Here is a 23,205-nt window from a genome sequence, read left to right on the forward strand (position 1 = left end):
ATGGCCCGCATCGACGCTCACGCCTCGCTACTCGGAATTCCAAGGAATATCTCCCCCTCCTCGAACCAATCATCCGCCAGGAGCTGATCCCTCACACGCGCTGGATTTTCAGCGTAGGCGACCAGAACTAGGGATTGTTCTGCGCGACTGCACGTGACGTAAAAGAGCCGACGCGTTGAAGCAGTTTGGTTGTCCTCTGCTCCGCCGCTGAAAAGCTTGTCGTACTTGAAAAGGAATCCGCGCGCTTCATGGTCGTCCATGATGACCATAACACGCGGAAACTCGAGGCCCTTAACCCCTTGATGAGTGTCGAAACGCGCCTTACCGCTAACGTATTTGGCGTAAGCTCGCACCTGTCCAAAGGGCGCAGCCAGGAACGCGGCAATCCCTTTGTCGCGGTCGGTCCGTTCTTCCTCCCCATCATCATCGGCCACCTCAATTTCCGCACCAGCCAGCCCTACCTTGAGCAGGTCCGGTATCGCGAACAATCCGGTTTCCGCAACGTTCTGAACAATGTTACGGAAGGTTGCGGCAGGATTCCCTTCGAGCAGCGCAACTAGCGCATCCACCCCAGCCTGTGCCTTGGCAAGTTGCTCGAATTGGTCGTCGGCATCCTTCAAAGCGCTCGCGCTGACGAGTGGCGACGCCGCGCGAATGATCCGCGCAATCGCAAATTTGTCGTCCCTTGCATCCCATAGCGGAAGGATCAGATTCGAGAAGAAGTTGACCAGCGCAAGTGATCCGTCGAGTAGCGCAGTTCGAAACTGCGCAATTGGATATAGCGCCGCCAACAAGTCATCGAATCCCATCCTAAGAGCCGCCATCCGGTGCTCAAGGATAAGAACCTTGACTGAGTCCTCATCTAACCAATCCCGATCATTTGTCAGTTCGGCCATGTAAACACAGATCGATTGTTCCGTAGCGACCTTGTCAGTCCCCTCGGTAGGGAGCACAAACATCCGGACATGGCCTTCTTGAGCCGCGCTACAGGGTATCTGAACCTGCTTATCGGTGGCTTCGCGAACCTTGTTTATGAGCTCGATCACGCGCCGCGGGCATCGGAAGTTCAGCTTCTTTGTGGGCGTTGCCCAATCCGCCGGAAGGTTCTCGCCCAGGCCCGGCTGACCATCACCGTAGATGCGTTGCATCATGTCTCCGAAAAGGCCAACGACGACTTCGCCCTGGTACGCAGCCTGGAAGGCAAACAGGGCTTCTACAATATGTCGATTGGTATCCTGGCTTTCGTCGACGAGAATGTACGGAAAGCCATCGCGCACAATCTGTCGTAACGTTGATTTGGTCAGAACAAAATCGCCAGCGAGCTTAAGTACTTCCGCGTGATTGAGTGAGTCTCGTCCTCTGTTATCGCTGTCGGGGCTATACACGAATTTCTTCGTGCTATCGAGTCGCACAAGGCGCCTCTGCTTGGACGCGATATCGGCAAGGCGCTCCGCGGATGCCTTGGTGCCCGCGCGTCCCTTTGCCTCTTTAACTTGTAACTCCCTGATGTCGTCGGTCAGCGCGACACGAAGCCACTCTCTGATATCATGATCAAATCCGTCGATCAGGGACCAGGCAAAGCTATGGATCGTCGAAACGGCAATTACAGGATCAAACTGCGTCCGGCGGACAATCTCATCGCGCGCCGCTTTCGTGTAGGTGATCACCGCGACCTTCTGACCGCGCGACCTCAAACTCGTCCCCATCGTGCCGCGTAGGTGATCGAGGGCCGCTACGAGCGAGCGCGTCTTACCGGAGCCAGCTCCAGCAAATAGAAAGAAGCTCTTTGGTGCCTCAGGATCAAGGCACTTCTTGATCTCCTCGTCCACGTGTAGATCGAGGTCGTCGTTCGCTATCGTGGCCGCCACAGTCATGCCGTGGTGCCTTTCGGAGCAAGGTCCGCTTCTTTGCGCTCCAGCTGCGTCTTCAGCCAAAGCAATCCCTGCCGGATGTAGTCAGGGACGCTCAGCTTGTCGACGTCATCGCTGAACAGCAGCTCCAAGGCGAATTCGGCCTTGTCGCCATCATCAATCGCCTTCGCAACCCTGACCGTGAGGTCGGCGGCGTCCTTTGCATCGTCCGCGATCTTCTGGAAGTTTCCGGCAAGCCCTATGGCCTTCCGACCCTTAAAGAATGCGAAGTTCCTATACAATAGCGCGTCCTCGAAAGTGTTAGCATGAATGTCTACATCGGTTGTTCCAATCTTTAGTGTTGTGCTGGTCTGATAGGCCGCTCGAACGGTGTATCCATTAGGACAGAGGAGCGCCTTATCGTTTTCCCCAAGCGTCATAAGCACGTCTACGGAGGTCTGCTTTGGCACCCAGGTCCGCAGCGTCTCATTTCGGGCCTCAAGACCTTTCCCCAAGACCGGCCTCTCGACCTTATTCGTAATTGGGTCTTTGGCGTCGAGATCAGTGACGATTAGTGTCGTAAGACCAAGCGTCTCCACTAAGCCTTTGAATCGATGAGCGTGACTCCCGCCCACCTCGAGCCAAGTGATGTAGCAACTCCGAAGATACTCGAACTCATCAATCTGTTCGACAAAATGTGGCACCAAAACGCGCTCTGCGTTGCCCTCGATGAATATGGCTGCGTCAGCAAAGAAGAGATCGCAATGTGTTGCTTTGAGATAGCGGGCGACGAATTTGGCGGTCTGATCTGGTTTTCCGAACACCGACGAAAGATTGACCACGCACGCAGTTGGCGTCTTGCGTTTCTCTGTAGGCGGAAGCCGACGGAAGTAGCGTAGCGCAGCAAATTCGCAGGCATGAGCGACATGGCTGGAGTGGGTGCTAACGACGAGCTGCGTACAAAATGTCGCTGACTTGCCAAGTGTCGGATCGTTCCGCAAGACATCATAAGCGTGCTTTATGAAGACCTGTTGCACCTGGGCGTGAAGATAGGCTTCGGGTTCTTCCACTAACATTAGGTGCAACGGTGGAGGAGGCTTAGCAACGTTTCCCGAAGAGGCTGCTTTCCCGACGCGCATCCAGGCATCACGACAGCTCATCAGACCAAAAACCATCGAGACAAGGTTCTGATAGCCAAGCCCATTGGAGTCTTCGGGCAGTCGATGCACTTGCTCGCCTGCCGCAGCCGGGATTTCATATTGAACTGCGGAATCGTGGTTCAAGCCGTCCTGCAATCTGAGCTTGGTCACGATTCTGAGCTTGGGGTCGGATATGCCTGGATAGCCGAGCTTTTGAAGCTCCTTCAACGCAGTTGCGAACGAATCAGACAGCCTCTCGTCAAAGGCCTTTCGTGCCCTATCGAGCGCTTCCATGGCCTTGATGTCGGGCAGTTCCGGAGTATCCTGCCAGTCGAGATGATTATCGTAGTAGGAACGCAGTTGCGCCGAGAGTCGGCGCGCGCCCCTGGCTTCTGAGCCGGGTTCGTCACGTTGGAGTCTTGTGGGCGTAGCGGAGCCAAAGCCTCGTTGCGCACTGATCTCGTCGATCTGAATGAGGCCATCGAGAGGGTTTCCTTCAACTGGATCTAAACCCTCCGGAAGCAACTGCATCTCAGCTAGACCATCCTTGGGATCTACCAATTTCGCAGGGTCCAAGAGATAAGCCTTCACCTTGAAAAACGACCGCACACGCCGCTCAAGGAAGTCGATCAAATTTAGCGGCCAGAGTTCAAGCTGAGGCGGATCACCTTTCCCTTCCGAAGCCTTGATTGCTGCTGCGGTAGTGTCCGCCGCTTTCAATCGGGCCGCAATGTAATCCTGCTGGAACTTGATCGGCTCATCAGGCTCGTACCGCAGCCGTACGCCGAGGAGGCCTGACTTCCAATCCAGCGTCGGGAGGAGCTTTTGCACGTAGTGCATCTCGCCCTTTCCAACCTGAAGCCACAAGTCTAACTGCGGCAGAAACGTCTGCAGATTCGGTGTCGGAAGTACCTCGCTGGACTTGATAGCTGCTTCCCATGCGTCGCCTTCCGCGATCAGTGCTTGCCAATGAGCGAGAGAGAAATCGTTGATTGTAAAGCCACGCGAATCGACCAGGAAACGACGAAGCGCGTTCATCGCAGAAGTCTTGCCGCTATTGTTGGCGCCAACGAATACGGTCTTCTCGGGAGCAAATGCGATCCGAGTGGCCACGAGTTTTCGGAAATTTCCGATTTCTATTTGCGAAATATGCATATTCCATCCCCAGCGCACCTCGCAGTCTTCACGATTCGTGGAATCAACTAAAGGTAGCAAACTGGGGGCATTTTGAAGGTATGACGGTCCGGCCTCGATCGGCACGAGGAACGGGATGAACGGCGCTACAACCCGCTCTGTCTGGAAGGGGCATCGAAGGGCGGCTGGCGCGGCCCAAGAGAGGCGGCAATGATCCCAATACCGCACTGGAAAGGTTCCACCTCGTTTTGAGAGGGCCCGGGGGCAAGCGTTCGACAGGCTCTCTCGTCAGTCAGCTGGCCCTGAAAAACGCGACGTCTTTATGGGGTGAAAACACCCGGTTAAGACGGTCTTATGGGGTGAATCGCGTTTTCTTATAGGGTGCGGCCGCCTCAGACATCCTTGAAGATTTTCGATTTCACGTCGCTCTTATGTGGGGAGCAACAGAGATCACACGAACTCCTGCGCCGGCCGCCCCTTGGAGCGGTGCCTGCGGATCTGTTGTCCGCAGAAAACGACAGCCTCCGGCTGTTGCTGTCCCAGGCCAGGGTCGATGCATGGGACCTGTATGCGCAGTCCAGCGCCGATGCCAAAGCGAACGCCGACGCGGACGTGCTTCAAAAGCTGATCGTCGGAGAACTGCATCACCGCATCAAGAACATGCTGGCGACGGTGCTCGCCATCGTCTCGCAGAGCCTGCGCGGCGTCACCGAGGCCGAGCACGCCCGTCAGGCCATCGAGGGGCGATTGATCGCGCTCGGCAAGGCGCACGATCTGCTGTTGCAGGAACGCTGGAGCAACGCCGATCTCGGTCAGATCGTCCGCGGCGCCGTCGCGGCGTTCGACGATCCGCAGGCATCCAGGATCGCGATCGAGGGTCCGGATGTGAGGCTGGGATCCGGCGCCGTCATTGCGATTGCGATGACGTTGAACGAACTCTGCACCAACGCGATGAAGTACGGGGCGTTGTCGGCCGCGGCGGGTCGTGTCGAAATCACCTGGACGATCAATCCCGCGACGCAGGCGATCCAGTTGAATTGGCTCGAACGAAACGGGCCGCCGGCGCGGATTCCGGACCATCACGGCTTCGGCACGCGTCTGATCGAGATGCTGGGCAAGCAACTGAACGGCGAAGTGGCGCTCGCCTATGGTGAGGCCGGTTTCGCCTACCGGCTGGATGCGCCGCTGGCGTCGCTCCTGGAAAAGCCGCAGGACTAGATCAGCTCTGTCTTCCATGGAATCTGCGCTGGCGTTCCGGGAGGCTCACCACCGGCACCTCCTGGTGAGAGCCTGACTCAAATGCGCGCAACAAGATCAGGCACAAAGTTCGTCATTGCGAGGAGCACTCGGATCGGCGCACCGCGCCGTCCGAACACAGGCTCCGCGACGAAGCAATCCGGACTCCTGTGCTCGGCACACTGGATTGCTTCGCTTCGCTCGCAATGACGGGATCGAGCGTTGATTTTTGCGACCTACATTTTCGGTCAGGCTCTCAGGACGACGGTTCAGTGCTTGCGGAAACAGCCATATCTCACCACCGAACCCATGCGGCGACGCCGACCATCAGCATCAGAAGCACAGGGACGAGAACTGGCGGCACCAGCCATTCGGCGAACGTTCGGTTCATGTCGTCTGTCCTTCGGGTTGAGCGCTGTCGGCGAAAGTTTTCCAGACGCGGCCGCAGGCGGCGCAATGCCACTCGTTGACCACGGCGGATGCGGAATAATTCGAGCGGCTGGGCGCGACCACGGCCTGGCCGCACACACAGGAGCAGGTTCCGAGCGGATTGGAGCGTCGCGGATCGTTCAAACGGCCACCCGAACGGCCAGGCGACGGTGCAGGCTTGGCCGGACGCATATGGGGGCGATGATCGCACGCATGACGCTTCTCCCTTCAGGGGCGGGAGCGCAGTCGCGTCTCTCAGCCGCCGATGCCCGGGACAACCCTGTGCGACGATAGTCCGGATATGGGGATCGCAAGCGGCAGTTACCAGAGCAGTTCGGTGCTGACCGACGGCGGGTCAAACGCCCTGATCAGGGTCGGACGCGAATTGCTTCGGCCCGCTGCCCGGCCGGGGCTGCTCGTCTCCGAGCAAGCCGAGCAACACCAGCAACACCCTGCGCTGATCCTGGTCGGTGCTCCGAGCCAGAGCAGCACGGTAGAGCTTGAGGTTCTCATCGCGGATGAAATCCTGCATGAGAGAAATCTCCCCTGTGAGCAGGCGGGAGCACAACCGAGCTCTCAGTCACCCGTGGATGCCGACAGCAGCAAGGTGATCACCGAGACTGCACACGGATGCGAATGAATGTCGATAGCATTTGATGCCCGAGGCCCATTGGGGTGCTGTCGATCTGTCGAGCTGCGAGCGGAACCGAGGCGCCGCCCTGATCATCGCGACGCGAGGAACGCCGGCCGCGTCAGCGGGCCAGCACTTCGACTTCGCCGTCGACGCCGTTGACGACGTTGAAGCCGCGCTCGAACACCTTGCCTTCGTTCTTGGCGATGGCGCGGTATTCGCCTTCGGACAGCACCACCTTGGGGAACGCGCCGATCGATTCCTTGATGACGTCGCCGCCCGGCGTCAGCACCGACCATGCGGTGTTGGCGAGCGCCTCGCCGCCTTTGTCGGAGACGAGCTTCAGCGTGATCACGGCGGCGCGGTGGGTGATCGTGACGTCGGTCAGCTTGCCGGCCTGGACGCGGATGTCGGAGCGCACCACCGAATTGGCGTCACCGTAATTCGAGACGATGTAGTAGGTGCCTTCGGGAACCAGCACGACGTCGCCGGCGGCGGCGCTCGGCACCAGCGGCGGACGCTGGGAATTCTCGAACTGGCTGCCCTTGTAGATCGAGAACGAAATCTGGTTCTGCGGAATCCGGGTGCCGCCGACGCGGCCCTCGATCCGCAACCCGCCGGCCGGCAGGATGAAGGCCTCGCGGTCGGTGTCGGTCTTCAGCGTCACCGGGCGCACCGCGCTGACCAGGCCATGGGCGACATGCACCACGTAATTGCCGGGCGGCAGCACGATGTTCGGCGTCGGACCATGCTCCTCGCGGATCAGCTTGATCACGCCGCTATCGTCCGGCCGGTCGGAATAGACCCGCCACACCAGCCCGCTGTTGATCGCCGGCAGCTCCTTGCCGTAACGCGCGGTCAGCGCCAGCACGCCCTGGGCCGGCGCGGGCGCGGCGGCAGGCGGCAGCGGCGAGATCGGCGGCGGGGTGACGGCGGCGACCGGCGGCTGGGTCAGCGGCGGCGGCAGGGTCGGCACCGCCGCAGCGCCCGATGACGGCGCGAGACTGATGGCGCCGCCCGCGGGCGGCTCGGGCACGGAGGCGGGAGGAACCGGCGGCGGCCGGTCGCTGAAAAACTGAGCCGAGGCGGGATGCGCAGCCATGACAGACAGGCCTGCCAACACGCAGGCAGCCGCCAGCCAACCGCGTGGCCCTGCCCGGCCGGTTTTACCCCTGCAAATCATGACGGATTGTTTTCACTGAAAACGCGGCAAATTCAAGCCTCGGCAGTCACGCGACCAGAGCGACGACCCGCCGCGGCGAGATCACGATGATTTTCGCGGCATTGTCACGATTTTCCCCTAGTGCGGACTTTGACAGGCATTCATCATGCACTGCGATACGGTCGGCGAAGGATCGTTCGGTCGCGCTTTGATCGCGACTGGGATACACCGCACAGGCGTCGGACTCGTTGCGAAGGCCGAAGCGGTTTCGAGGAGGCACCATGCTGGAAAATCTGATCGGTCGAGGGCAAAGCGGCCCGCCAGCCCAGGGGCCCGCTTCAGGCAAGGTCGGCCTCGACACCATCCGCCGCCCGGTGATCGGGCTGGCGCTCGGCGGCGGCGCGGCGCGCGGCTTCGCCCATATCGGCATCCTGCGCACCCTGCTGGACCACGGCATCACTCCGGACGTGGTGGTCGGCACCTCGATCGGCGCGGTGGTCGGCGGCGCCTATGTGGCGGGCCATCTCGACACGCTGGAAGAATGGGCGCGCGGACTGCAGCCGCGCAACATCATCGGCTATCTCGACATCCGCCTCAACGGCTCCGGCCTGATCGGCGGCAGCAAGCTGGCGGCGCAGCTCGAAGCCACGCTCGGCCAGACCATGATCCAGGACCTCAAGCAGAAGTTCGCCAGCGTCGCCACCGAGGTCCGCACCGGCCACGAGATCTGGCTGACGCATGGCCGGATCGTCGACGCGGTGCGGGCGTCCTACGCCCTGCCCGGCATCTTCTCGCCGGTGCTGATCGGCGACCGCTGGCTGGTCGACGGCGCGCTGGTCAATCCGGTGCCGGTGTCGGCGGCGCGCGCGCTCGGCGCCGAGATCGTGATCGCCGCCAACGTCTCCAGCGACGTGTTCGGTCACGGCACCACGATCTTCTCACACGGCGCGGTCGAGGAGGCGATCGAGCCCGCGCCGGAGCCTGAGCCGAAACGCGGCTTCGGCCGGTTCTTCTCGGCGGAGAAGCTGATCAAGCAGGAGATTTTCGGCAGCGGCAACCGTCCCGGCATCTCCAAGGTGATGGTCGACGCCTTCAACATCATGCAGGACCGCATCACCCGCGCCCGGCTCGCCGGCGATCCCCCGGACATGCTGATCTCGCCGCGGGTCGGCCGGATCGGCTGGTTCGACTTCCACCGCGCCGACGAGATGATCGCGCATGGCGCGAGAGCCGCCGAACGCGCGATCGATTCGATCAACGAGGCGATCGAGGAAGCCGCGCCGCAGGCCCAGGCCAAGCCGGACGTGCCGGTCGAGACCTGAGGCCGTCCTCAGCCCTCAACGTTGGTCATTCCTGCAAAGCATCACCGCGAGTCATTCCGGGGCGCTCGCGCCAGCGAGCGAACCCGGAATCTCGGCAGTTGAACTCAGCGCCGTCGTGCAGACCAGCTCAAGATTCCGGGTTCGCGCCTGCGGCGCGCCCCGGAATGACGGGCATGGAGCGATCAGGCGCTCTTGATGTAGTCGTGCAGCGCGCGCTGCTCGTGCTCGTATTCGTTGAGCCGCCATTTGACGATGTCGCCGATCGAGATCAGGCCGACCACGCGCTCGTTCTCGATCACCGGCAGATGCCGGAACTTCTCCGTCGTCATCACTTCCATGATCTCGCCGACGGTGTCGCCCTGCGCGCAACTCACGACGTCGCGGGTCATCACCGCGTGCACGGGACCGTCCAGCGCATCGGCGCCGCGATCGGCCAGCACCTTGACGATGTCGCGCTCCGACAGGATGCCGTCGAGCCTTGTGCCGCGCATCACCAGCACCGCGCCGACCCGGCGTTCGGCCAGCGTCCTGATCGCCGCCGACAGCCGCTCGTCCGGCTCGACGCTGTAGATGTATCGCCCCTTGGATTCCAGAATGGCGCGTACTGTCATGGTCGCCTCCCGAATGGCACGTCCTTCAAAAGAAGGCGGCTCTGATTGGTCATTGATCGGCAGTCAGCAGTTACGAAGGCGCCGGCGCGTCGTGGCGACGCGACAGGAGCGATCCAGATGCAAATGATAACTAACAAATAAGGCGAATCCGCGCCACGCTGCTTGCAGCGCAACAACGCGGCCGCAGTGCAACGTCAGTCGGTTGCGGGCAACTGATTAGTTTGGATCGGCTGCCGCCGGGGCGCGGCGCGGCACCGGGTCGAACAGCGAGAACAGCAAGAGCCCTGCGAAGAAGCCGCCGATATGCGCCTGCCAGGCGACGCTGGCGCCTTCGTTGCCGACCGCGATCGAGCCGACGCCGAAGATGATGTTGATGCCGAACCAGATCGCCAGGAAGGCGATCACGCGGGGATCGCGCAGCGCCCGCAGCAGCGGCTGCGCCGGCACCCGCGCCGCGGCGTCGGCATCGCCGCTGCGGAACGACAGGAAACTGCCGCGGGCGAAGGCAAAACGGATCGCCGCCGCCATCGCGCCCGACACCGAGGCCGAGGCGCCGATCATCGGCGCGATTTCGTGCTCGTGGGTGAGCAGATGCGCCAGCGCGCCGCCGATCGCGGTGACCGCCATGAACAGGAAGAACCGCGCCGCGCCGAAACGCCGCGCCAGCGCGCTGCCGAACGGCAGCAGCCACAGCACGTTGAAGAAGATGTGGCTGAGATTGGCGTGGAGCAGCGAATAGGTGACGAAGGTCCAGATCTTGGCGCCGGTGCCACCGGGAAACGGCGCCGCCAGCAGCGTGGCGTCGTAGCGCTTCGGGATGAAGCCGAACACCTCGATGGTCCAGTAGTCGATATCCGGCGGCAGCAGCACGCGCAGATGGATCACCGCCAGCAGCGCGACATAGGCGGTGAGCGCGCGCGGCAGGTTGAGGATCGGTTCGCGCGGCGGCTCCGGCGGGGGTGGCGGCAGCGGCTGCGTTTCGGGCGACGAATCCAACGTGAGCGACCTGCTGCGAGCGCCCGGCCGCGGCGCGGCCCGGAGGCGATCCGATCCCATAAGCGGCTTGGCAAAGCGGCGCAAGCCGGGCGTTCCATGCCTCAGCGGGCCGCCGCGACCGGGGCACCGCGCCGGTCGGGTGCGACAACGAAAAAAGGGAGGGCTCTGAGAAAGCCCTCCCTTCGATCCTGCCGGTGCTGTCAGCGGCTGAATCCGCGACGACCGGTCTGTTTTGGCAGCCACCCTGTAACTCATCGCCCGAATGCCTGGAGAACATCCGCGCGCCAAGAACAGCCCCACAATAGCCGCGTCGCCGCCGGCCACAACGTCATAGTTAACTTAACCTTAACGCGACAAAACAGGGGTTAACGGCCGCCCTCCCGGCTTCCGGCATGGACGCTGCAATGCCTCTCCTGCACAAGATTTCAGGGGCCGGCAGCGCGCGGATACGGGACAGAACTGTCCCGAACGCACGCGGCGCAGGCCGGGGACCGCTATGAAGCATCCGTCGAGCCGCGCGTTTTTTGCATATTGGGACAGCCAGCGCGGCCACGCGCCGGCGCCCGAGCGCAGCGATATCGAGCCCGGCGCGATCCGCGAACTGCTTGGCGACATCTTCGTGCTGTCCTGCGACGCCGCGGCCGGATACCCGTTCCGCGTCGCCGGAACCCGGCTCAGCGCCCTGCTCGGCCGCGATCTCAAAGGCGAAAGCCTGCCCGGCCTGTTCGGCGGCGACAGCCGCCGGGAATGCGAGGACATTCTCGGCGTCGTCGCCGACGAGTCGCTGGCGCTGGTCGCGGGCGTGACGTCCTCGTCCCCGGCCGGCGCGGTCGCGCATCTCGAATTGCTGCTGCTGCCCTTCGCCCCGCGGCTGCACACGCCGCTCACCATGACCGGGCTGCTGGCGCCGCTCGGCCCCAGAAGCGCCGGCGACATCGGCGCGCTGCGGTTGACGACATGGCGCACGCTCGGCCGGCAGTCCCGCCGGCTGCGACCGCGGGTGCTGCGCAAATGGGAAGTCGCGCGCGGGCTGATGGTCTATGAAGGAATGCGCTGAGCCTGCACGAACTCCGGCACCGGCCGCGCCGCCAGCACCGTGACGCAGGGCCGGACCACCGGCGGCGACCCGACCGGCAGCCGGTCCAGGCTTCGGCATTCGCACGATCGCCGGATCAAGCCGTCGACATCGGTGATCGCCATCCGGCCGCGGCTGTAGCGGATCAGCCCCTGCTGCTGCAGCCCATGCGCGATCAGCGAGATGGTATTGCGCTTCACGCCCAGCATCTGCGCCATCAGGTCCTGACTGAGCAGCATCGAGTCGCTCCCGGCCATCTCCCGGGATTGCAGCAGCCGACGGCACAGCCGCGCCTCGGCGGTGTGCGCGGCGTTGCACGCCGCGGTCTGCTCGGCTTTGATCGCGCGGCTCGATTGGTCCAGCAGCAGTGCCTCGCGCAGTGGGGGGCTGTGTTCGGCGATGGTTCGGAAATGGCTGACCTCGATCGCCGAGGCCGCGCCCGAAAACCGGACGACCGCCGCGGTCGATGACGGCTCCCCGAACCAACCGGCGACGCCGCCGACGACGCTGTCCCGACCGATCACGCCGACTTCGATGGTTTCGCCGCGCTGCAGCCGCGCCAGCGTCGAGACGATGCCGCTATGCGGAAATATCACCTGCCTGATCGGCGCACCGGCCTCGATCAGCACCTGACCGAAATCCAGAACCATCGGGCGCAGATACGGCCGCAGCAGATCGAACTCCGCCGAGGGCAGCGCGGCCAGCAGATCGTTCGGGGATTGGCGACTCGTCACCATCGTAGCCGTCCCGGCAAGGCCGGGAATCAGCGCTCTCTCGCGCGACCCGGCCGATGAAGTCCCAAGTTGCGCCCGGTTCCGTTCGGGGGAAGCAACACAGGCAACTCATCGATCCGATGCGTGGCAAAGTCCAGTTCGTACTACTACTCACGAAGCCGTGCCTACCCGCCCTGTCCGGTCTTGGCGAGGCCCTGCTGGGCCGCAGGCGGCGTCAAGTGCCGGAGACCGCTGCGGCGATCATTGCGGCCGTCGGCATCCTCAGCAACCATGATGCAGCCGATCAGAGCAGTGAGTACGCGCAATTCCTCTTCCGCGACGAGCTGCGTGGCGAGGTCGTCTTGCGAGGATCGGTCGCTGTCGTCGCTGTTTGCCATGAGAGCTCTCCTAACTGGAGTGTGCAATATCGAACGAGACATTTGCAGCTTTGATCTGGCTCAAGCATCAGGAAAATCAATCGCGCGCGCCACCGGGCGAACCTCATTGCGGAACCGTCGGCTGTTCGGCGAGCCGCCGGGCTGTCCCCGCCGGCTGCATCGCATTCGCAAGCGTGTTTCATTCGTCGTTGGAGGTCAAGGATTTGTAGCTGCCCCCGATGGTAGCGGATCAGCCGCCTGCTGCAGGGCAATTACCGCCAGCGCGCTGCTATTGCGCCGCACGCCGAGCCTTTTCGAAAAGTTCTCCGCGTCAGCGGCAGTTTGTCGCTGCCCGCGAGGTGCTCCCGTCAACAGCCGACGACTGAGCCCCTCGACCGCGTGCGCGCTGCATTGCGGGGCTATCAGTTCCGTCTCGCCGAGTGGACGCCACAGCCTTCATATCAGCGTCGCACAACGACTCGCTGCAGTCCGAAACCGCCGGTGACACGGACGCGGCTTGCGCGATATCGGCGAGAAACCATCTGCGATTGCCACAACGAACCCTTCGTCGAGCGTCCTCCGTCCGCGTGATCCACAACCGCAGCAACTATCAACCCGTTCAAGGTAGATGAGCCGACGGCATCGCCACCGGATCGGTGGCTTGATTATTCCGCAATTCGGGCGGACATTTCCATCCGGGGGACAAAGGCCGAGTGCCGCTCGATGTTTCGATACGTATTCCACGCCGGCAGGCATACTGTTTCCACGCCGGCAGGCACATTGTGGGAAAGCGCGACGGCAGGCGCCGATGAGCTTTGAGAATGCCAGTGCTTCGTTGCTCCAGGCGCTGGTTCACGCGGCGCCCGACGGCATTCTCCTGATCGATCCACATCGACGTGTCGTGCTGTTCAATCCGGCCTGCGAAGCCCTGTTCGGCTGGCCGGCGCGCGACGTGCTCGGCAAAGACGTCGCCACATTGATGCCGGACTGGCCGCAACAGTTGCAGCCGACGCGCCGGGCACGGGTGCAGGCGCGGCGCCGCGACGGCACCGCCTTCACCGTCGCGCTGGCGACGGCCACCTCGGCCGGCGACGCGGCGTTCATCGTGGCGACGCTGCGCGAACTCGACGACACCGAACCGCGGCGCGCGGGCGGTGACGCCGACGAGCCCGAATTCCGGCGGCTGGTCGAGGGCGTCACCGATGCCGCCATCTATATGCTCGACGTCGATGGCTGCATCGCGAGCTGGAACTGCGGCGCCGAGCGGATCAAACAATTCACTGCCGCCGAGGTCCTCGGCCTGCATGTCCGCGAGTTCTATCCACTGGAGGACCGCGCCCGCGGTGAACCGGAGCGAAACCTCGCGATCGCACGCGACCGCGGCCGCTTCGAAGCCAAGGCGTGGCGCCAGCGCAAGGACGGCAACCGGTTCTGGGCGCATGTGGCGATCGAGCCGCGGCGCGGCACGCACGGCGAACTGATCGGCTACGCCAAAGTCACCCGCGACATCACCGGGCAGCGCCGCGCCGAACAGCTGATCCGCGAGTCCGAGGCGCTCATCGCGACGCTGACCCAGACCGTGCGCGACGGCGTGATCCTCACCGACCGGCACGGCCGGATCAGGACTTTCAGCCGCGCCTGCCATCTGCTGTTCGGCTACGAGGCCGACGACGTGATCGACCAGCACATCTCGATGCTGCTGCCGGCGGTGAGCGCCGGCGAGTTGCAGTCGCTGTTTCTCAGCGGCCCCTACGCCGACGAGCACGTGCGGATCGGTACCGTCCGCGGGGCGACCGGACTGCGCCGTGACGGCCAGACGTTTCCGATGGACCTGTCGGTCGGCACCACCGTACAGGACGGCGAGACGGCGTTCGTCACGGTGATCCACGACGACCGCGAGCGCACCGAAGAGCAACTGGCGCACGCGCGGAAGATGGAGATCGTCGGCCAGCTCTCCGGTGGCATCGCGCACGACTTCAACAATCTGCTGACCGTGATCGTCGGCAACGCCGAGCTGCTCGGCGACCAGCTCAAGGCGCGGCAGGATCTGCGCGGGCTCGCCTGCGAAATCGGCCGCGCCGGCCAGCGCGGCGCCGAACTGACGCAGCGCCTGCTGGCCTTCAGCCGCGAGCAGACGCTGAAGCCGGTGGTGCTCGACTGCAACGAGCTCGTCGGGTCGATGCACGATCTGCTGCGTCTGACGCTGCGCGAGGACATCGCCATCGAGACCGGGTTCGACGCCGACCTGCGCTACGCCTATGTGGATCGTGCCCAGCTCGAATCCGCGATCCTCAGTCTGTCGCTGAACGCACAGGACGCCATGCCCGGCGGCGGCCGGCTCAGCATCACCACCGCGAACGTCACGCTCGACGCCTCGTATCACTCGGTCGTCAACCAGGAGGCTCGCCCCGGCGACTACGTGCTGATCATGGTCACCGACAACGGTTCGGGAATGCCGAAGGACTTGCTCGGACAGGTGTTCGACCCCTTCTTCACGACCAAGGAGGTCGGCAAGGGCTCCGGCCTCGGACTGAGCATGGTGTACGGCTTCGTCAAGCAATCGGATGGCCACGTCGCGCTCGACAGCGAGCCCGGGCTCGGCACCACGGTGCGGCTGTATCTGCCCGTGATCGCGGCCGGCCAGCCCAGCAGTCCGGATGCGCCGGACGCGGTCGGGCATCTCGTGTCGCGCGGTGAAGTCGTGCTGATCGTCGAGGACGATCCATTCGTCCGCGCCTACGGGGTGATGTGCCTGCGCAGCCTCGGCTACATCGTGATCGCGGTGTCCGACGGCGCCGACGCGCTGCAGGCGCTCGACGGCGACACCAATATCGACATCCTGTTCACCGACGTCGTGATGCCGGGCGGCATCGGCGGCTGGGAGCTCGCCGAGACCGCGACGCGCAGACGGCCGAATCTGCGGGTGCTGCTGACCTCCGGCTACGCGCTCGAAACCATCGCCGGACAGAGCCACCGCCGCGACCACCTGCCGATCCTTCACAAGCCGTACCGCAAGGCGGAGCTGGCGCGGAGACTGCGGGACGTGCTCGAATCGCCACCGCCGGCCGCGACGAGCCGCGAATGCTAACGGGCCGTTAACCCTGAGCATCCTACGGTGGGGGATATTTGGTTTCCGGCCGGATAGCGGATTTCCGTGTTGTTGCAAAAACAAACCATACAGCCGGCGACGGCCGAGCGGCGCCGATTCCAGCGGGTGAAAGTCCACCTGCTGGGCCGCTACATGCTGCCGGACCGGCGGGAATTTCCCTGCCAGGTGATCAACATGTCGCCGGGGGGGCTGGCGATGCTGGCGCCCGGGATCGGCAATATCGGCGATCGCGTCATCGCCTATCTCGACCATATCGGCCGCGTCGAAGGCAAGATCACCCGGATCATCGACAACGGCTTCGCGATGACCGTCGGGGCCACGCCGCGCAAGCGCGACAAGCTCGCGGCGCAGCTCACCTGGCTCGCCAACCGCGACATCCTCAATTTGCCGGAGGACCGCCGCCACGACCGTATCGTGCCGCGCAATCCGATTTCCGTGCTCACGCTCGAAGACGGCAGCCGGATGACCTGCCGGATCATCGACATGTCGCGCTCGGGCGCCGCGATCGCGGCCGAACACCGGCCGCCGACGGACTCTCAGGTGTTGCTCGGCCGCGTCGCGGCCCGCGTCGTCCGTCAGCTCGACGATGGCTTCGCGCTGGAGTTCATCCACGAGCAGCTCGAAGACACGCTTGAAGAGAGCGTTACCGCGCAGTGAACGCAAGCGGCCGTCCGGCCACTCCCTGATCGCCTGCAATCGACCCCCGGCGCGGCTTCGCCGGTGCGCTCCCCCGCCCGCCGCCATGCGCCGCCGCGCCGGAGATGGTTAATCCACGCCCGTACCGATTGCAAAATCGCCGACGTCGCAGCGGCTTCCGGCTTAATCGCTCAACTTTGAATCAATTGCAGTCGTGTCGTATTTTACGCAAATTCGATTCAAGTATAAATCGAACACGTACTTAGCTTGATTAGTATTCGTCTCGACTTGACTTAGTTGATTTAGCGGCCCTGCAAATCGTTTGTGGAAAACATGGTCCCAACAAGAAAACGGGGGCCACAATGTTTGTTAGCAGGGGATTGCGGACGGGACTGATCATTGCCGCGGCGGTCGTCACGATGACGGCGGCGGCGCAGGCAGGAGAAAAGGTTCGCTACGCCAGCATCGGCGACACCACGCGCGCGCCGATCGGCTGGATCGAATTCTGCGCCGACAATCCCGGCGATTGCCGCACCGGACGCAGCCAGGCGCGCGACATCGTGATGACGCAGACCGCGTGGCGCGACCTGCTGAAGGTCAACCGCTGGGTCAACGACAACGTCAAGCCGCTGACCGACATGGACCATTGGGGCGTGATCGAGAAATGGTCGATGCCCGCCGACGGCTACGGCGATTGCGAAGACTACGTGCTGATGAAGCGCAAGATGCTGATCGACGCCGGCTGGCCGCGCGAGGCGCTGCTGATCACCGTGGTCCGCGACAAGAAGAACGAAGGCCACGCGGTGCTGACGGTCAAGACCGACAAGGGCGAGTTCGTCCTCGACAACCAGAACGAGGAGGTCGTCAGCTGGACCGAGACCGGCTACCGCTTCGTCAAGCGGCAGTCGCAGACCGACGCCAATGAATGGGTCGCACTCGGCGATTCCCGCCCGGCCGTCGCCACCGCCAGCGCGCAGCGCTGAGGCGACGTCAGCAACAAGGCAACACGAACACAGGGAAACACGATCCGGTCAAATCCCCACCCCTCCCCGTCCCAGATCGGATCGTGCGCGGCCAGCCTCCCCCAAGGCTGGCCGCAACTTTTTGGCGACTGAAGATCCGGGGCGATTCGTGACGGGACCGAGGACAGCGCGACCGCTTGCGCTCAGGTGTCGTCCGCGACCCGCTGCATCGCGACCTTGGTGCGATGCTTCAGCATTTCGAGCTTGGCCTTGACGTCACTCAGAGCCTCGGCGTCGAAGTCGCGGAAGATGTATTCGTGCAGCGCTTCCCAGCGCGGCGTCAGTTCCGCCATCTTGGTCCGGGCCGAATCCGACAGCGACATCAGCACGACCCGCGCATCCGTGGTCGAGCTCACGCGATTGATCAGGCCGAGCCGCTCGAGGATCTTGGTCTGGGTCGTCACGAAGGTGGAGACCGCGTGGATCTTGTCGGAGACGTCGCCGACCGACACGCCGCTGCCTTGATCGAGATCGCTGATCGCCATCAGGATCAGCCATTGCGAGCCGCTGATGCCGAACAGCTTCGCCCAGGCCCGGCGCATGTCCTCCAGATTGTTGCTGATCGAGACGAAGTCCCAGATCACCTGATAGGACAGGCAATGATCGTTCGTCGCGGGCGCCCCGGCGGTGGCCGTCCCGGCCGCTGCGATCTTCCGGGCGTTCTGCCGATTCGGCATTCGATGGACCTCCGATCGCGCCGCTTCTCTCTGGACGACGTTTGTCGCGCGACTTTTGCGAAGAACAGAATGTAATTTCATAAGACATCCCGCGCGGATCACCACGACTAAAGTCGACCCGCTCCTGCACGAAAAATCCGCAGGTCGATACGCAGGCTGTCGGCCCGGGGGCGCCATAAGCGTTTCAGATTCAGCAAATTAATCCTCCCCACCCGGTTTGACCGAGTTGTTTCTGGTCCGCCATGCCTGATCATACAACGTGACAGAATCATGACGCTGTGTTGCGACAAGGCCACAGGTTTGCCGCACCTAGGCCGACATCGTGGTTTGGTCCTTTCAATAGCTAACTTTGTTATGTATCGAATCTCAGACCGACGGAGGGGGGCACCTCGAAGTCGTCCCTGCCCAACGAGCGGCCTCGCAGGATCAGCGGGCGCTTTCAGGGTAGTTCGCGGGCGACGCCGTGGGGCTGATACTTGAAGCCCATGGCGTTACCCAAACGGCAAACTTGGAGGTTTCAAATGAATTTCGTTAAAGGCCTGATGCTGGGCAGCACGGCCGTCCTGATGGCGACGAGCGCGCAAGCCGCCGATCTTCCGCTCAAGGCGAAGGCGGTCGAATACGTCAAGGTGTGCTCGCTCTACGGCGCGGGCTTCTACTACATTCCGGGCACCGACACCTGCATCAAGCTCGGCGGCTACGTCCGCGCCGAGTACGGGCACAACACGTCGAGCATGACCAACTCGCCGGCCTGGAACGGCAACTCCGGCCAGCGGAACCGTCTTGCGAACAGCACGATGTACCGCACGCGCGCCGACCTCAACATCGACACCCGCACCGCGACCGAATACGGCGTGGTCCGCACCTTCTTCGACTCGGTGTTCACCTGGACCACCGGCAGCGACAGCGTCGCAGGTGGTAACATCGGCGTTTACTACGCCTTCATCCAGTTCGCCGGCTTCACCTTCGGTAAGGCGGTGTCGCAGTTCTCGACGCCGTGGAACGGCTCCCCGGGCAACATCACCTCGAACCTGCTCGGCGGCGACGACACCTCGACCGGCATCAACCAGGTGTCGTACACCGCGGAATTCGGCAACGGCCTGTCGGCCTCGGTCTCGCTCGAAGACCAGAGCGGCTACCGCCAGTCGCAGGGCGTCTCGAGCGTCTTCAACACGACGGGTCTCGGCGGCACCAACACCGCGGCCACCTGGCTGTCGGGCGCCGGCGTTGGCACCAGCTACGTTGCCGGCACGCAGATCCCCGACATCGTCGGCAAGATCCGCCTCGACCAGGCCTGGGGCCTGTTCCAGGTTTCGGCCGCCGCGCACCAGATTCGCGCCAGCTACTACAACCCGTCGCAGGAGATCAGCGGCCATCCCGACGACAAGTGGGGCTTCGCGGTTCTCGCCGCGCTGTCGCTCAAGAACCTGCCCACCGGCAAGGGTGACACCATCAACTTCGATGCCACCTATGCTGACGGCGCGATCCGCTACGTGATCGGCGGCACCAGCCCGAACAACTTCTCGATGTACGGCAACAACGCGGCCGGCGCCTATCAGTCGATCGCGATCGGTTCCGCAGTCGACGGCGTGTTCGCCACCGGCGGCCAGATCCACACCACCAAGGCCTGGGGTATCCGCGGTTCGTTCAACCACAACTGGTCCCCGAACTGGGCCACCTCGGTGTTCGGCGCGTACTCGTCGGTCGACTTCGGCGGCGCCGGCGGCGCTCTCTACACCACCGGCCTGCGCGCCGCGGTTGGTGGCGCAGCCTCCGCCTTCTCGGGCAACCCGAACTTCAACATCGCGCAGATCGGCACCCGCACCGCGTGGACTCCGGTCAAGAACCTGACGTTCTCGGGCGAACTGCTCTACACCATGATCGACCAGAACTACTCGGGCGTGACTGGCCCGGCGGTCAATCCCGGTTCCGTCAAGCCGACCTCGCGGTACGAGTTCAAGGACCAGAACACCTGGTCCGGCGCCGTCCGCGTTCAGCGGACGTTCTAAGCTACACCACTATGGACATGTAAACCTCCAGGAACCTCCGGCGATGCCCCGCCGGAGGTTCTCCTGTTTTGGAGGCCGCAGGGCCGCGCTTCATAGCCGACCGCGCCTGGTCGTAGACCGCAATCAGTAGCAGACGGCAATCAGTAGCAGACCTGAATCAGTAGCAGACCTCGACCCGCCGCAGCCGCCAGCCATAAGGCGTCCACACCCGCCGCGTCCTCAGATAGCAGCCATCGTCGTAGCCGACGGCGTAGGGATAGCTGTAGCCGTAACCGTTGTAATAGGCCGGGTAGCCGTATCCGTAGCCGCCCCAGGCATAGGGCGCCGCGAGGCCGAGCCCCAGCCCGACGCCGACGGCCCCGATGCCGAAGCCGGGCCCGCGCCAGCCGCCGCCGCGCCATCCACCGCCACCATGCCAGCCCCCGCGGAAGCCACCGCCGTGGAAACCACCGCCGTGAAAGCCACCTCCGTGAAAACCGCCGCCGTGGAAGCCGCCGCGCGCCGAAGCCGCGGTCGGCGCCGCCAGCGCAGCCAGCGCCGCCACCGAAAACGCAACGATCGCCTTACGAAACATCTTGCACTCCATTCCGGACAAAGTCGCCCCGCGCGCAGCATGCGCCCGGGTGTCGCACGATGTTGGGCGATCGGCGCATCGCGGGTTTCAAATCTGCGCGACTGCCGTCCGCGGCCCGGCGGAACGATTTGACGGCACGGCGATTGGTCGATGCGGAAGGTAATCGCATGCGCAAGCTGATCGAATTCGACGAGGATACGTTCGACAAGCTGAGGCAGCTCGGCCGCGATCGCATGGGCACGCTGCAGGAGCTCGCCGACGAGGCGTTCGCCGATCTGCTGAAGAAGCACGGCGTGCCGATCGATCTCAACGACGCGCTGCGCAAGAGCGCGGCTTCGTCAGATTCGCAACGCAAGCATTGAAGGACCAGCGAGATGGCCGACGATCCGTTCGAACAGGGCGAGCGCGCCGCGCGCCAGAACATTCCCGCCGAAGCCAATCCGTATCATGACGGCAGCGAGGAGCATTCGCTGTGGGCCGCCGGCCACGAGCGGGTCGCCACGGCGATGCAGGCCCGCGAATCCGAAGGCACCTGACCGTCGCCGCTCCCGGCGTCGCAAGTCGGGATGCAGCGTGCGTCAGCCGATCTTCTTGAGCCCTTTGGCGTAGCGCGGGCCATTGGTGGCGTAGAACATCGCCGGGAGTTCCATCGCGGCCACCTGCGCCGGGTCGAGTGCACGCGCGAGCTTGGCCGGCGCGCCGAGGATCAGCGAATTTTCCGGAAATGATTTGCCTTCGGTGACGATGGCGCCGGCGCCGACGATCGAGCCCCGGCCGATCCGCGCGCCGTTCATCACGATCGCGCCCATCCCGATCAGGGCGCCATCCTCGATGGTGCAGCCGTGCAGGATGACGTTGTGGCCGATCGTGCAGTTCCGGCCGATGGTCAGCGGATAGCCCGGATCGGTGTGGCAGGTCGAGCCGTCCTGGACGTTGGAGCCCTCGCCGACCTCGATCCACTCGTTGTCACCGCGCAGCACCGCGCCGAACCACACGGTGGCGGACGGCTTCAGCCGAACCTTGCCGATCACCGTCGCGGTTTCGGCGATGAAGTAGTTTCCATCCTGCGGAAGATCAGGGCGCTGCCCGTCGAGCTCGTAGATCGCCATCTCGGTCTCCTGTTGCGCGCCCACTCATGACAACGCGCGAAACAGAGAGCAATGGTTTTCAGGCGATCACGCCGACGGCGTGCAGCGCCATCAGCAGCACCGTGCCGGACATCATGCTCCAGGTGCCCGCCAGCACGGTGGCCAGCATCACGAATTCGGTGCGGCGGCGCTCGATGCGCGGACCGAGCAGCACGTTGCGCATGATGATGAAGGGGGCCGCGAACACCAGGAACGGCACCGCGGCGAAGCTCTGCGCCACCACGCCCTGCTGCAGCAGGCCGAAGCCCGCCGGCCGGCGCCGCATCGCCTGATAGCCGCTGGCCAGCGTGCCGGCGACGGCGAAGCCGATCAGCAGCGAGAACAGATTGTTGAACGCATCCGGCGACATCGACACAGTCCCGCACTCCCCAGCCGCACTTGTGTCGCAAAAACCAGCCGCCACCGCCAGCGCATCGTTAAGTTTGGGTTAACGCGGCCGTGCGAGGGATAGCGCTCGCGCCGCGACATCGGTGGTCGCAGCGGTGCCGCATCGCCTCCCTCATGTGAATTTGCCCGGGTTCTGATCTGCAATGAGCTTGGTTTCGTCAGCCCCCTACCCGCGCCGCGCCGCGCCGATGGCCCGGCGCAGCCATCGTGTGCCGGTCGCGATCGGCAGCACGATCTCGCTGCTCGCGATCGCGGCCGTCGCCTATCTGCTGTGGCCGACCTGGCGCGCGCAGCCGGTCGGCGACCCCGACCGAACCCCGGTGAGCATCGGCGAGACGCTGTTCAACGTCCCGACCAAGGCGTTCCGGGTCAAGTTCCAGCGCCATTCCGGGCCGCAGGAGCGCGTCGATCTGGCCTTCCTGTATCCTTCGCTGCTGCCGCCCGAGCGGCCGAAGCGCGCGTCGCCGAAGGACGTCGAGGAATTTCATCCGATCGACCGCATCTTCGTGTCGATCGCCGCGCATCAGGACACGCTCGACCCGCAGATACGGCTGCGCACGATCTATCCGCGCTATCTGGCGCAGCCTCAGCAGCAGATCGACGACGGGCTGACGCTTCGCCCATTCGCCGAGGGATCGCCCTATGGCAGTGAGGATCTGGTCACCGCCGAGCAGCCGCCGCTCGCGGCGCGCTGCACCCGCGACCGGCAGACGCCCGGGATGTGTATCAGCGAGCGCCGGATCGACGGCGCCGACCTGACCTTCCGGTTTCCACGGCAATGGCTGACGCAATGGCGCGACGTCGCGACCGCGATCGACCGCCTCGCCGCGCAGCTCCACGCCGTGCGCGGTTAGCTCCGTCAGAGCTCGTCATTGCGAGCGCAGCGAAGCAATCCAGTGCCGAGCACCGAGCTGGATTGCTTCGTCGCGGAGCCTGTGCTCGGACGGCGCGGTGCGCCGATCCGAGTG

Annotated in this window: 22 protein-coding genes; 10 read left to right on the top strand and 12 right to left on the bottom strand. The window is 63.9% G+C overall.

Translation table 11 applies throughout. From position 1 onward, the window contains the following. Positions 1-17 precede the first annotated feature (17 nt). Complete coding sequence (locus ACTZWT_RS07750) at positions 18-1,874, bottom strand: UvrD-helicase domain-containing protein (protein ID WP_444769070.1); 1,857 nt, start codon at positions 1,872-1,874, stop codon at positions 18-20. Then, on the bottom strand, positions 1,871-4,144 hold the full coding sequence (locus ACTZWT_RS07755; protein WP_444769071.1) for an AAA family ATPase: 2,274 nt from the start codon (positions 4,142-4,144) through the stop codon (positions 1,871-1,873). The genes ACTZWT_RS07750 and ACTZWT_RS07755 overlap by 4 nt, the downstream gene beginning before the upstream one ends. A gap of 477 nt (positions 4,145-4,621) precedes the next feature. Here ACTZWT_RS07755 and ACTZWT_RS07760 point away from each other — a divergent pair, with 477 nt between their 5' ends. Beyond that, positions 4,622-5,341 (top strand): HWE histidine kinase domain-containing protein, encoded by a 720-nt coding sequence (locus ACTZWT_RS07760; protein ID WP_444769230.1) that lies wholly within the window; start codon positions 4,622-4,624, stop codon positions 5,339-5,341. Positions 5,342-6,143: 802 nt separating this feature from the next. Here ACTZWT_RS07760 and ACTZWT_RS07765 read toward each other — a convergent pair. Together ACTZWT_RS07765 and ACTZWT_RS07770 are read right to left on the bottom strand one after the other, a co-directional pair. Beyond that, entirely contained in the window at positions 6,144-6,320 is a 177-nt protein-coding gene (locus ACTZWT_RS07765; protein ID WP_444769072.1) for a hypothetical protein, read from the bottom strand. 220 nt (positions 6,321-6,540) lie between these two features. Further along, positions 6,541-7,602 carry a hypothetical protein gene (locus ACTZWT_RS07770; protein WP_444769073.1) on the bottom strand — a complete coding sequence of 354 codons (1,062 nt, stop codon included), beginning with the start codon at positions 7,600-7,602 and terminating at the stop codon, positions 6,541-6,543. A 260-nt stretch (positions 7,603-7,862) separates the two neighbouring features. Between ACTZWT_RS07770 and ACTZWT_RS07775 the strand changes: the two genes are divergently transcribed. After that, positions 7,863-8,903 carry a patatin-like phospholipase family protein gene (locus ACTZWT_RS07775; RefSeq protein WP_444769074.1) on the top strand — a complete coding sequence of 347 codons (1,041 nt, stop codon included), beginning with the start codon at positions 7,863-7,865 and terminating at the stop codon, positions 8,901-8,903. Between the two features lie 182 nt (positions 8,904-9,085). On the opposite strand, the gene ACTZWT_RS07780 is transcribed toward ACTZWT_RS07775, so the two are convergent. Together ACTZWT_RS07780 and ACTZWT_RS07785 are read right to left on the bottom strand one after the other, a co-directional pair. Further along, entirely contained in the window at positions 9,086-9,514 is a 429-nt protein-coding gene (locus tag ACTZWT_RS07780; RefSeq protein WP_444769075.1) for a CBS domain-containing protein, read from the bottom strand. Positions 9,515-9,730: 216 nt separating this feature from the next. Further along, entirely contained in the window at positions 9,731-10,510 is a 780-nt protein-coding gene (locus tag ACTZWT_RS07785; RefSeq protein WP_444769076.1) for a rhomboid family intramembrane serine protease, read from the bottom strand. Between the two features lie 496 nt (positions 10,511-11,006). On the opposite strand from ACTZWT_RS07785, the gene ACTZWT_RS07790 reads away from it, so the two are divergent. Then, on the top strand, positions 11,007-11,567 hold the full coding sequence (locus ACTZWT_RS07790) for a PAS domain-containing protein (protein ID WP_444769077.1): 561 nt from the start codon (positions 11,007-11,009) through the stop codon (positions 11,565-11,567). Here the strand turns inward: ACTZWT_RS07790 and ACTZWT_RS07795 are convergent. Continuing rightward, on the bottom strand, positions 11,549-12,322 hold the full coding sequence (locus ACTZWT_RS07795) for a Crp/Fnr family transcriptional regulator (protein WP_444769078.1): 774 nt from the start codon (positions 12,320-12,322) through the stop codon (positions 11,549-11,551). The two genes, ACTZWT_RS07790 and ACTZWT_RS07795, sit on opposite strands and share 19 nt — an antisense overlap. Positions 12,323-12,483: 161 nt before the next feature. After that, positions 12,484-12,696, bottom strand: a complete 213-nt coding sequence (locus tag ACTZWT_RS07800) for a hypothetical protein (RefSeq protein ID WP_444769079.1) — start codon at positions 12,694-12,696, stop codon at positions 12,484-12,486. Positions 12,697-13,483: 787 nt separating this feature from the next. Between ACTZWT_RS07800 and ACTZWT_RS07805 the strand changes: the two genes are divergently transcribed. The 3 genes from ACTZWT_RS07805 to ACTZWT_RS07815 all read left to right on the top strand — a co-directional run bounded on the left by ACTZWT_RS07805 (position 13,484) and on the right by ACTZWT_RS07815 (position 17,403). Beyond that, positions 13,484-15,763 carry a PAS domain S-box protein gene (locus tag ACTZWT_RS07805; protein WP_444769080.1) on the top strand — a complete coding sequence of 760 codons (2,280 nt, stop codon included), beginning with the start codon at positions 13,484-13,486 and terminating at the stop codon, positions 15,761-15,763. 66 nt (positions 15,764-15,829) lie between these two features. Continuing rightward, positions 15,830-16,441: a PilZ domain-containing protein gene (locus tag ACTZWT_RS07810; protein WP_444769081.1), complete on the top strand. Its 612-nt coding sequence runs from the start codon at positions 15,830-15,832 to the stop codon at positions 16,439-16,441. A gap of 341 nt (positions 16,442-16,782) precedes the next feature. Continuing rightward, positions 16,783-17,403 carry a transglutaminase-like cysteine peptidase gene (locus ACTZWT_RS07815; RefSeq protein ID WP_444769082.1) on the top strand — a complete coding sequence of 207 codons (621 nt, stop codon included), beginning with the start codon at positions 16,783-16,785 and terminating at the stop codon, positions 17,401-17,403. A 182-nt stretch (positions 17,404-17,585) separates the two neighbouring features. On the opposite strand, the gene ACTZWT_RS07820 is transcribed toward ACTZWT_RS07815, so the two are convergent. Then, positions 17,586-18,119 carry a MarR family winged helix-turn-helix transcriptional regulator gene (locus tag ACTZWT_RS07820; RefSeq protein WP_444769083.1) on the bottom strand — a complete coding sequence of 178 codons (534 nt, stop codon included), beginning with the start codon at positions 18,117-18,119 and terminating at the stop codon, positions 17,586-17,588. A gap of 521 nt (positions 18,120-18,640) precedes the next feature. Here ACTZWT_RS07820 and ACTZWT_RS07825 point away from each other — a divergent pair. After that, a complete protein-coding gene (locus ACTZWT_RS07825; RefSeq protein WP_444769084.1) occupies positions 18,641-20,128 on the top strand; it encodes a porin in 1,488 nt (495 codons plus the stop codon). Positions 20,129-20,285: 157 nt separating this feature from the next. Here ACTZWT_RS07825 and ACTZWT_RS07830 read toward each other — a convergent pair whose 3' ends face one another. Continuing rightward, positions 20,286-20,702 (bottom strand): hypothetical protein, encoded by a 417-nt coding sequence (locus ACTZWT_RS07830; protein WP_444769085.1) that lies wholly within the window; start codon positions 20,700-20,702, stop codon positions 20,286-20,288. Between the two features lie 167 nt (positions 20,703-20,869). Between ACTZWT_RS07830 and ACTZWT_RS07835 the strand changes: the two genes are divergently transcribed. Beyond that, positions 20,870-21,064, top strand: a complete 195-nt coding sequence (locus tag ACTZWT_RS07835) for a hypothetical protein (protein WP_444769086.1) — start codon at positions 20,870-20,872, stop codon at positions 21,062-21,064. Positions 21,065-21,076: 12 nt separating this feature from the next. Then, positions 21,077-21,238 carry a hypothetical protein gene (locus ACTZWT_RS07840; RefSeq protein ID WP_444769087.1) on the top strand — a complete coding sequence of 54 codons (162 nt, stop codon included), beginning with the start codon at positions 21,077-21,079 and terminating at the stop codon, positions 21,236-21,238. Positions 21,239-21,280: 42 nt separating this feature from the next. Here the strand turns inward: ACTZWT_RS07840 and ACTZWT_RS07845 are convergent, their stop codons facing one another. After that, positions 21,281-21,811: a gamma carbonic anhydrase family protein gene (locus ACTZWT_RS07845; protein ID WP_444769088.1), complete on the bottom strand. Its 531-nt coding sequence runs from the start codon at positions 21,809-21,811 to the stop codon at positions 21,281-21,283. Positions 21,812-21,869: 58 nt separating this feature from the next. Then, positions 21,870-22,199 carry a DUF6949 family protein gene (locus ACTZWT_RS07850; protein WP_444769089.1) on the bottom strand — a complete coding sequence of 110 codons (330 nt, stop codon included), beginning with the start codon at positions 22,197-22,199 and terminating at the stop codon, positions 21,870-21,872. Between the two features lie 181 nt (positions 22,200-22,380). Between ACTZWT_RS07850 and ACTZWT_RS07855 the strand changes: the two genes are divergently transcribed. Further along, positions 22,381-23,091 carry a hypothetical protein gene (locus ACTZWT_RS07855; protein WP_444769090.1) on the top strand — a complete coding sequence of 237 codons (711 nt, stop codon included), beginning with the start codon at positions 22,381-22,383 and terminating at the stop codon, positions 23,089-23,091. Positions 23,092-23,205 lie beyond the last annotated feature (114 nt).

The sequence above is a fragment of the Rhodopseudomonas sp. NSM genome (assembly GCF_052445935.1).
Classification (GTDB): domain Bacteria; phylum Pseudomonadota; class Alphaproteobacteria; order Rhizobiales; family Xanthobacteraceae; genus Rhodopseudomonas.

Coding starts and splice junctions, on each gene's coding strand:
- ACTZWT_RS07835 (WP_444769086.1), top strand. CDS start 20,870: ATGCGCAAGCTGATCGAATTCGACGAGGATACGTTCGACAAGCTGAGG.
- ACTZWT_RS07855 (WP_444769090.1), top strand. CDS start 22,381: ATGAGCTTGGTTTCGTCAGCCCCCTACCCGCGCCGCGCCGCGCCGATG.
- ACTZWT_RS07825 (WP_444769084.1), top strand. CDS start 18,641: ATGAATTTCGTTAAAGGCCTGATGCTGGGCAGCACGGCCGTCCTGATG.
- ACTZWT_RS07850 (WP_444769089.1), bottom strand. CDS start 22,199: ATGTCGCCGGATGCGTTCAACAATCTGTTCTCGCTGCTGATCGGCTTC.
- ACTZWT_RS07845 (WP_444769088.1), bottom strand. CDS start 21,811: ATGGCGATCTACGAGCTCGACGGGCAGCGCCCTGATCTTCCGCAGGAT.
- ACTZWT_RS07790 (WP_444769077.1), top strand. CDS start 11,007: ATGAAGCATCCGTCGAGCCGCGCGTTTTTTGCATATTGGGACAGCCAG.
- ACTZWT_RS07765 (WP_444769072.1), bottom strand. CDS start 6,320: ATGCAGGATTTCATCCGCGATGAGAACCTCAAGCTCTACCGTGCTGCT.
- ACTZWT_RS07800 (WP_444769079.1), bottom strand. CDS start 12,696: ATGGCAAACAGCGACGACAGCGACCGATCCTCGCAAGACGACCTCGCC.
- ACTZWT_RS07770 (WP_444769073.1), bottom strand. CDS start 7,602: ATGATTTGCAGGGGTAAAACCGGCCGGGCAGGGCCACGCGGTTGGCTG.
- ACTZWT_RS07750 (WP_444769070.1), bottom strand. CDS start 1,874: ATGACTGTGGCGGCCACGATAGCGAACGACGACCTCGATCTACACGTG.
- ACTZWT_RS07775 (WP_444769074.1), top strand. CDS start 7,863: ATGCTGGAAAATCTGATCGGTCGAGGGCAAAGCGGCCCGCCAGCCCAG.
- ACTZWT_RS07780 (WP_444769075.1), bottom strand. CDS start 9,514: ATGACAGTACGCGCCATTCTGGAATCCAAGGGGCGATACATCTACAGC.
- ACTZWT_RS07815 (WP_444769082.1), top strand. CDS start 16,783: ATGTTTGTTAGCAGGGGATTGCGGACGGGACTGATCATTGCCGCGGCG.
- ACTZWT_RS07805 (WP_444769080.1), top strand. CDS start 13,484: ATGAGCTTTGAGAATGCCAGTGCTTCGTTGCTCCAGGCGCTGGTTCAC.
- ACTZWT_RS07820 (WP_444769083.1), bottom strand. CDS start 18,119: ATGCCGAATCGGCAGAACGCCCGGAAGATCGCAGCGGCCGGGACGGCC.
- ACTZWT_RS07830 (WP_444769085.1), bottom strand. CDS start 20,702: ATGTTTCGTAAGGCGATCGTTGCGTTTTCGGTGGCGGCGCTGGCTGCG.
- ACTZWT_RS07755 (WP_444769071.1), bottom strand. CDS start 4,144: ATGCATATTTCGCAAATAGAAATCGGAAATTTCCGAAAACTCGTGGCC.
- ACTZWT_RS07795 (WP_444769078.1), bottom strand. CDS start 12,322: ATGGTGACGAGTCGCCAATCCCCGAACGATCTGCTGGCCGCGCTGCCC.
- ACTZWT_RS07840 (WP_444769087.1), top strand. CDS start 21,077: ATGGCCGACGATCCGTTCGAACAGGGCGAGCGCGCCGCGCGCCAGAAC.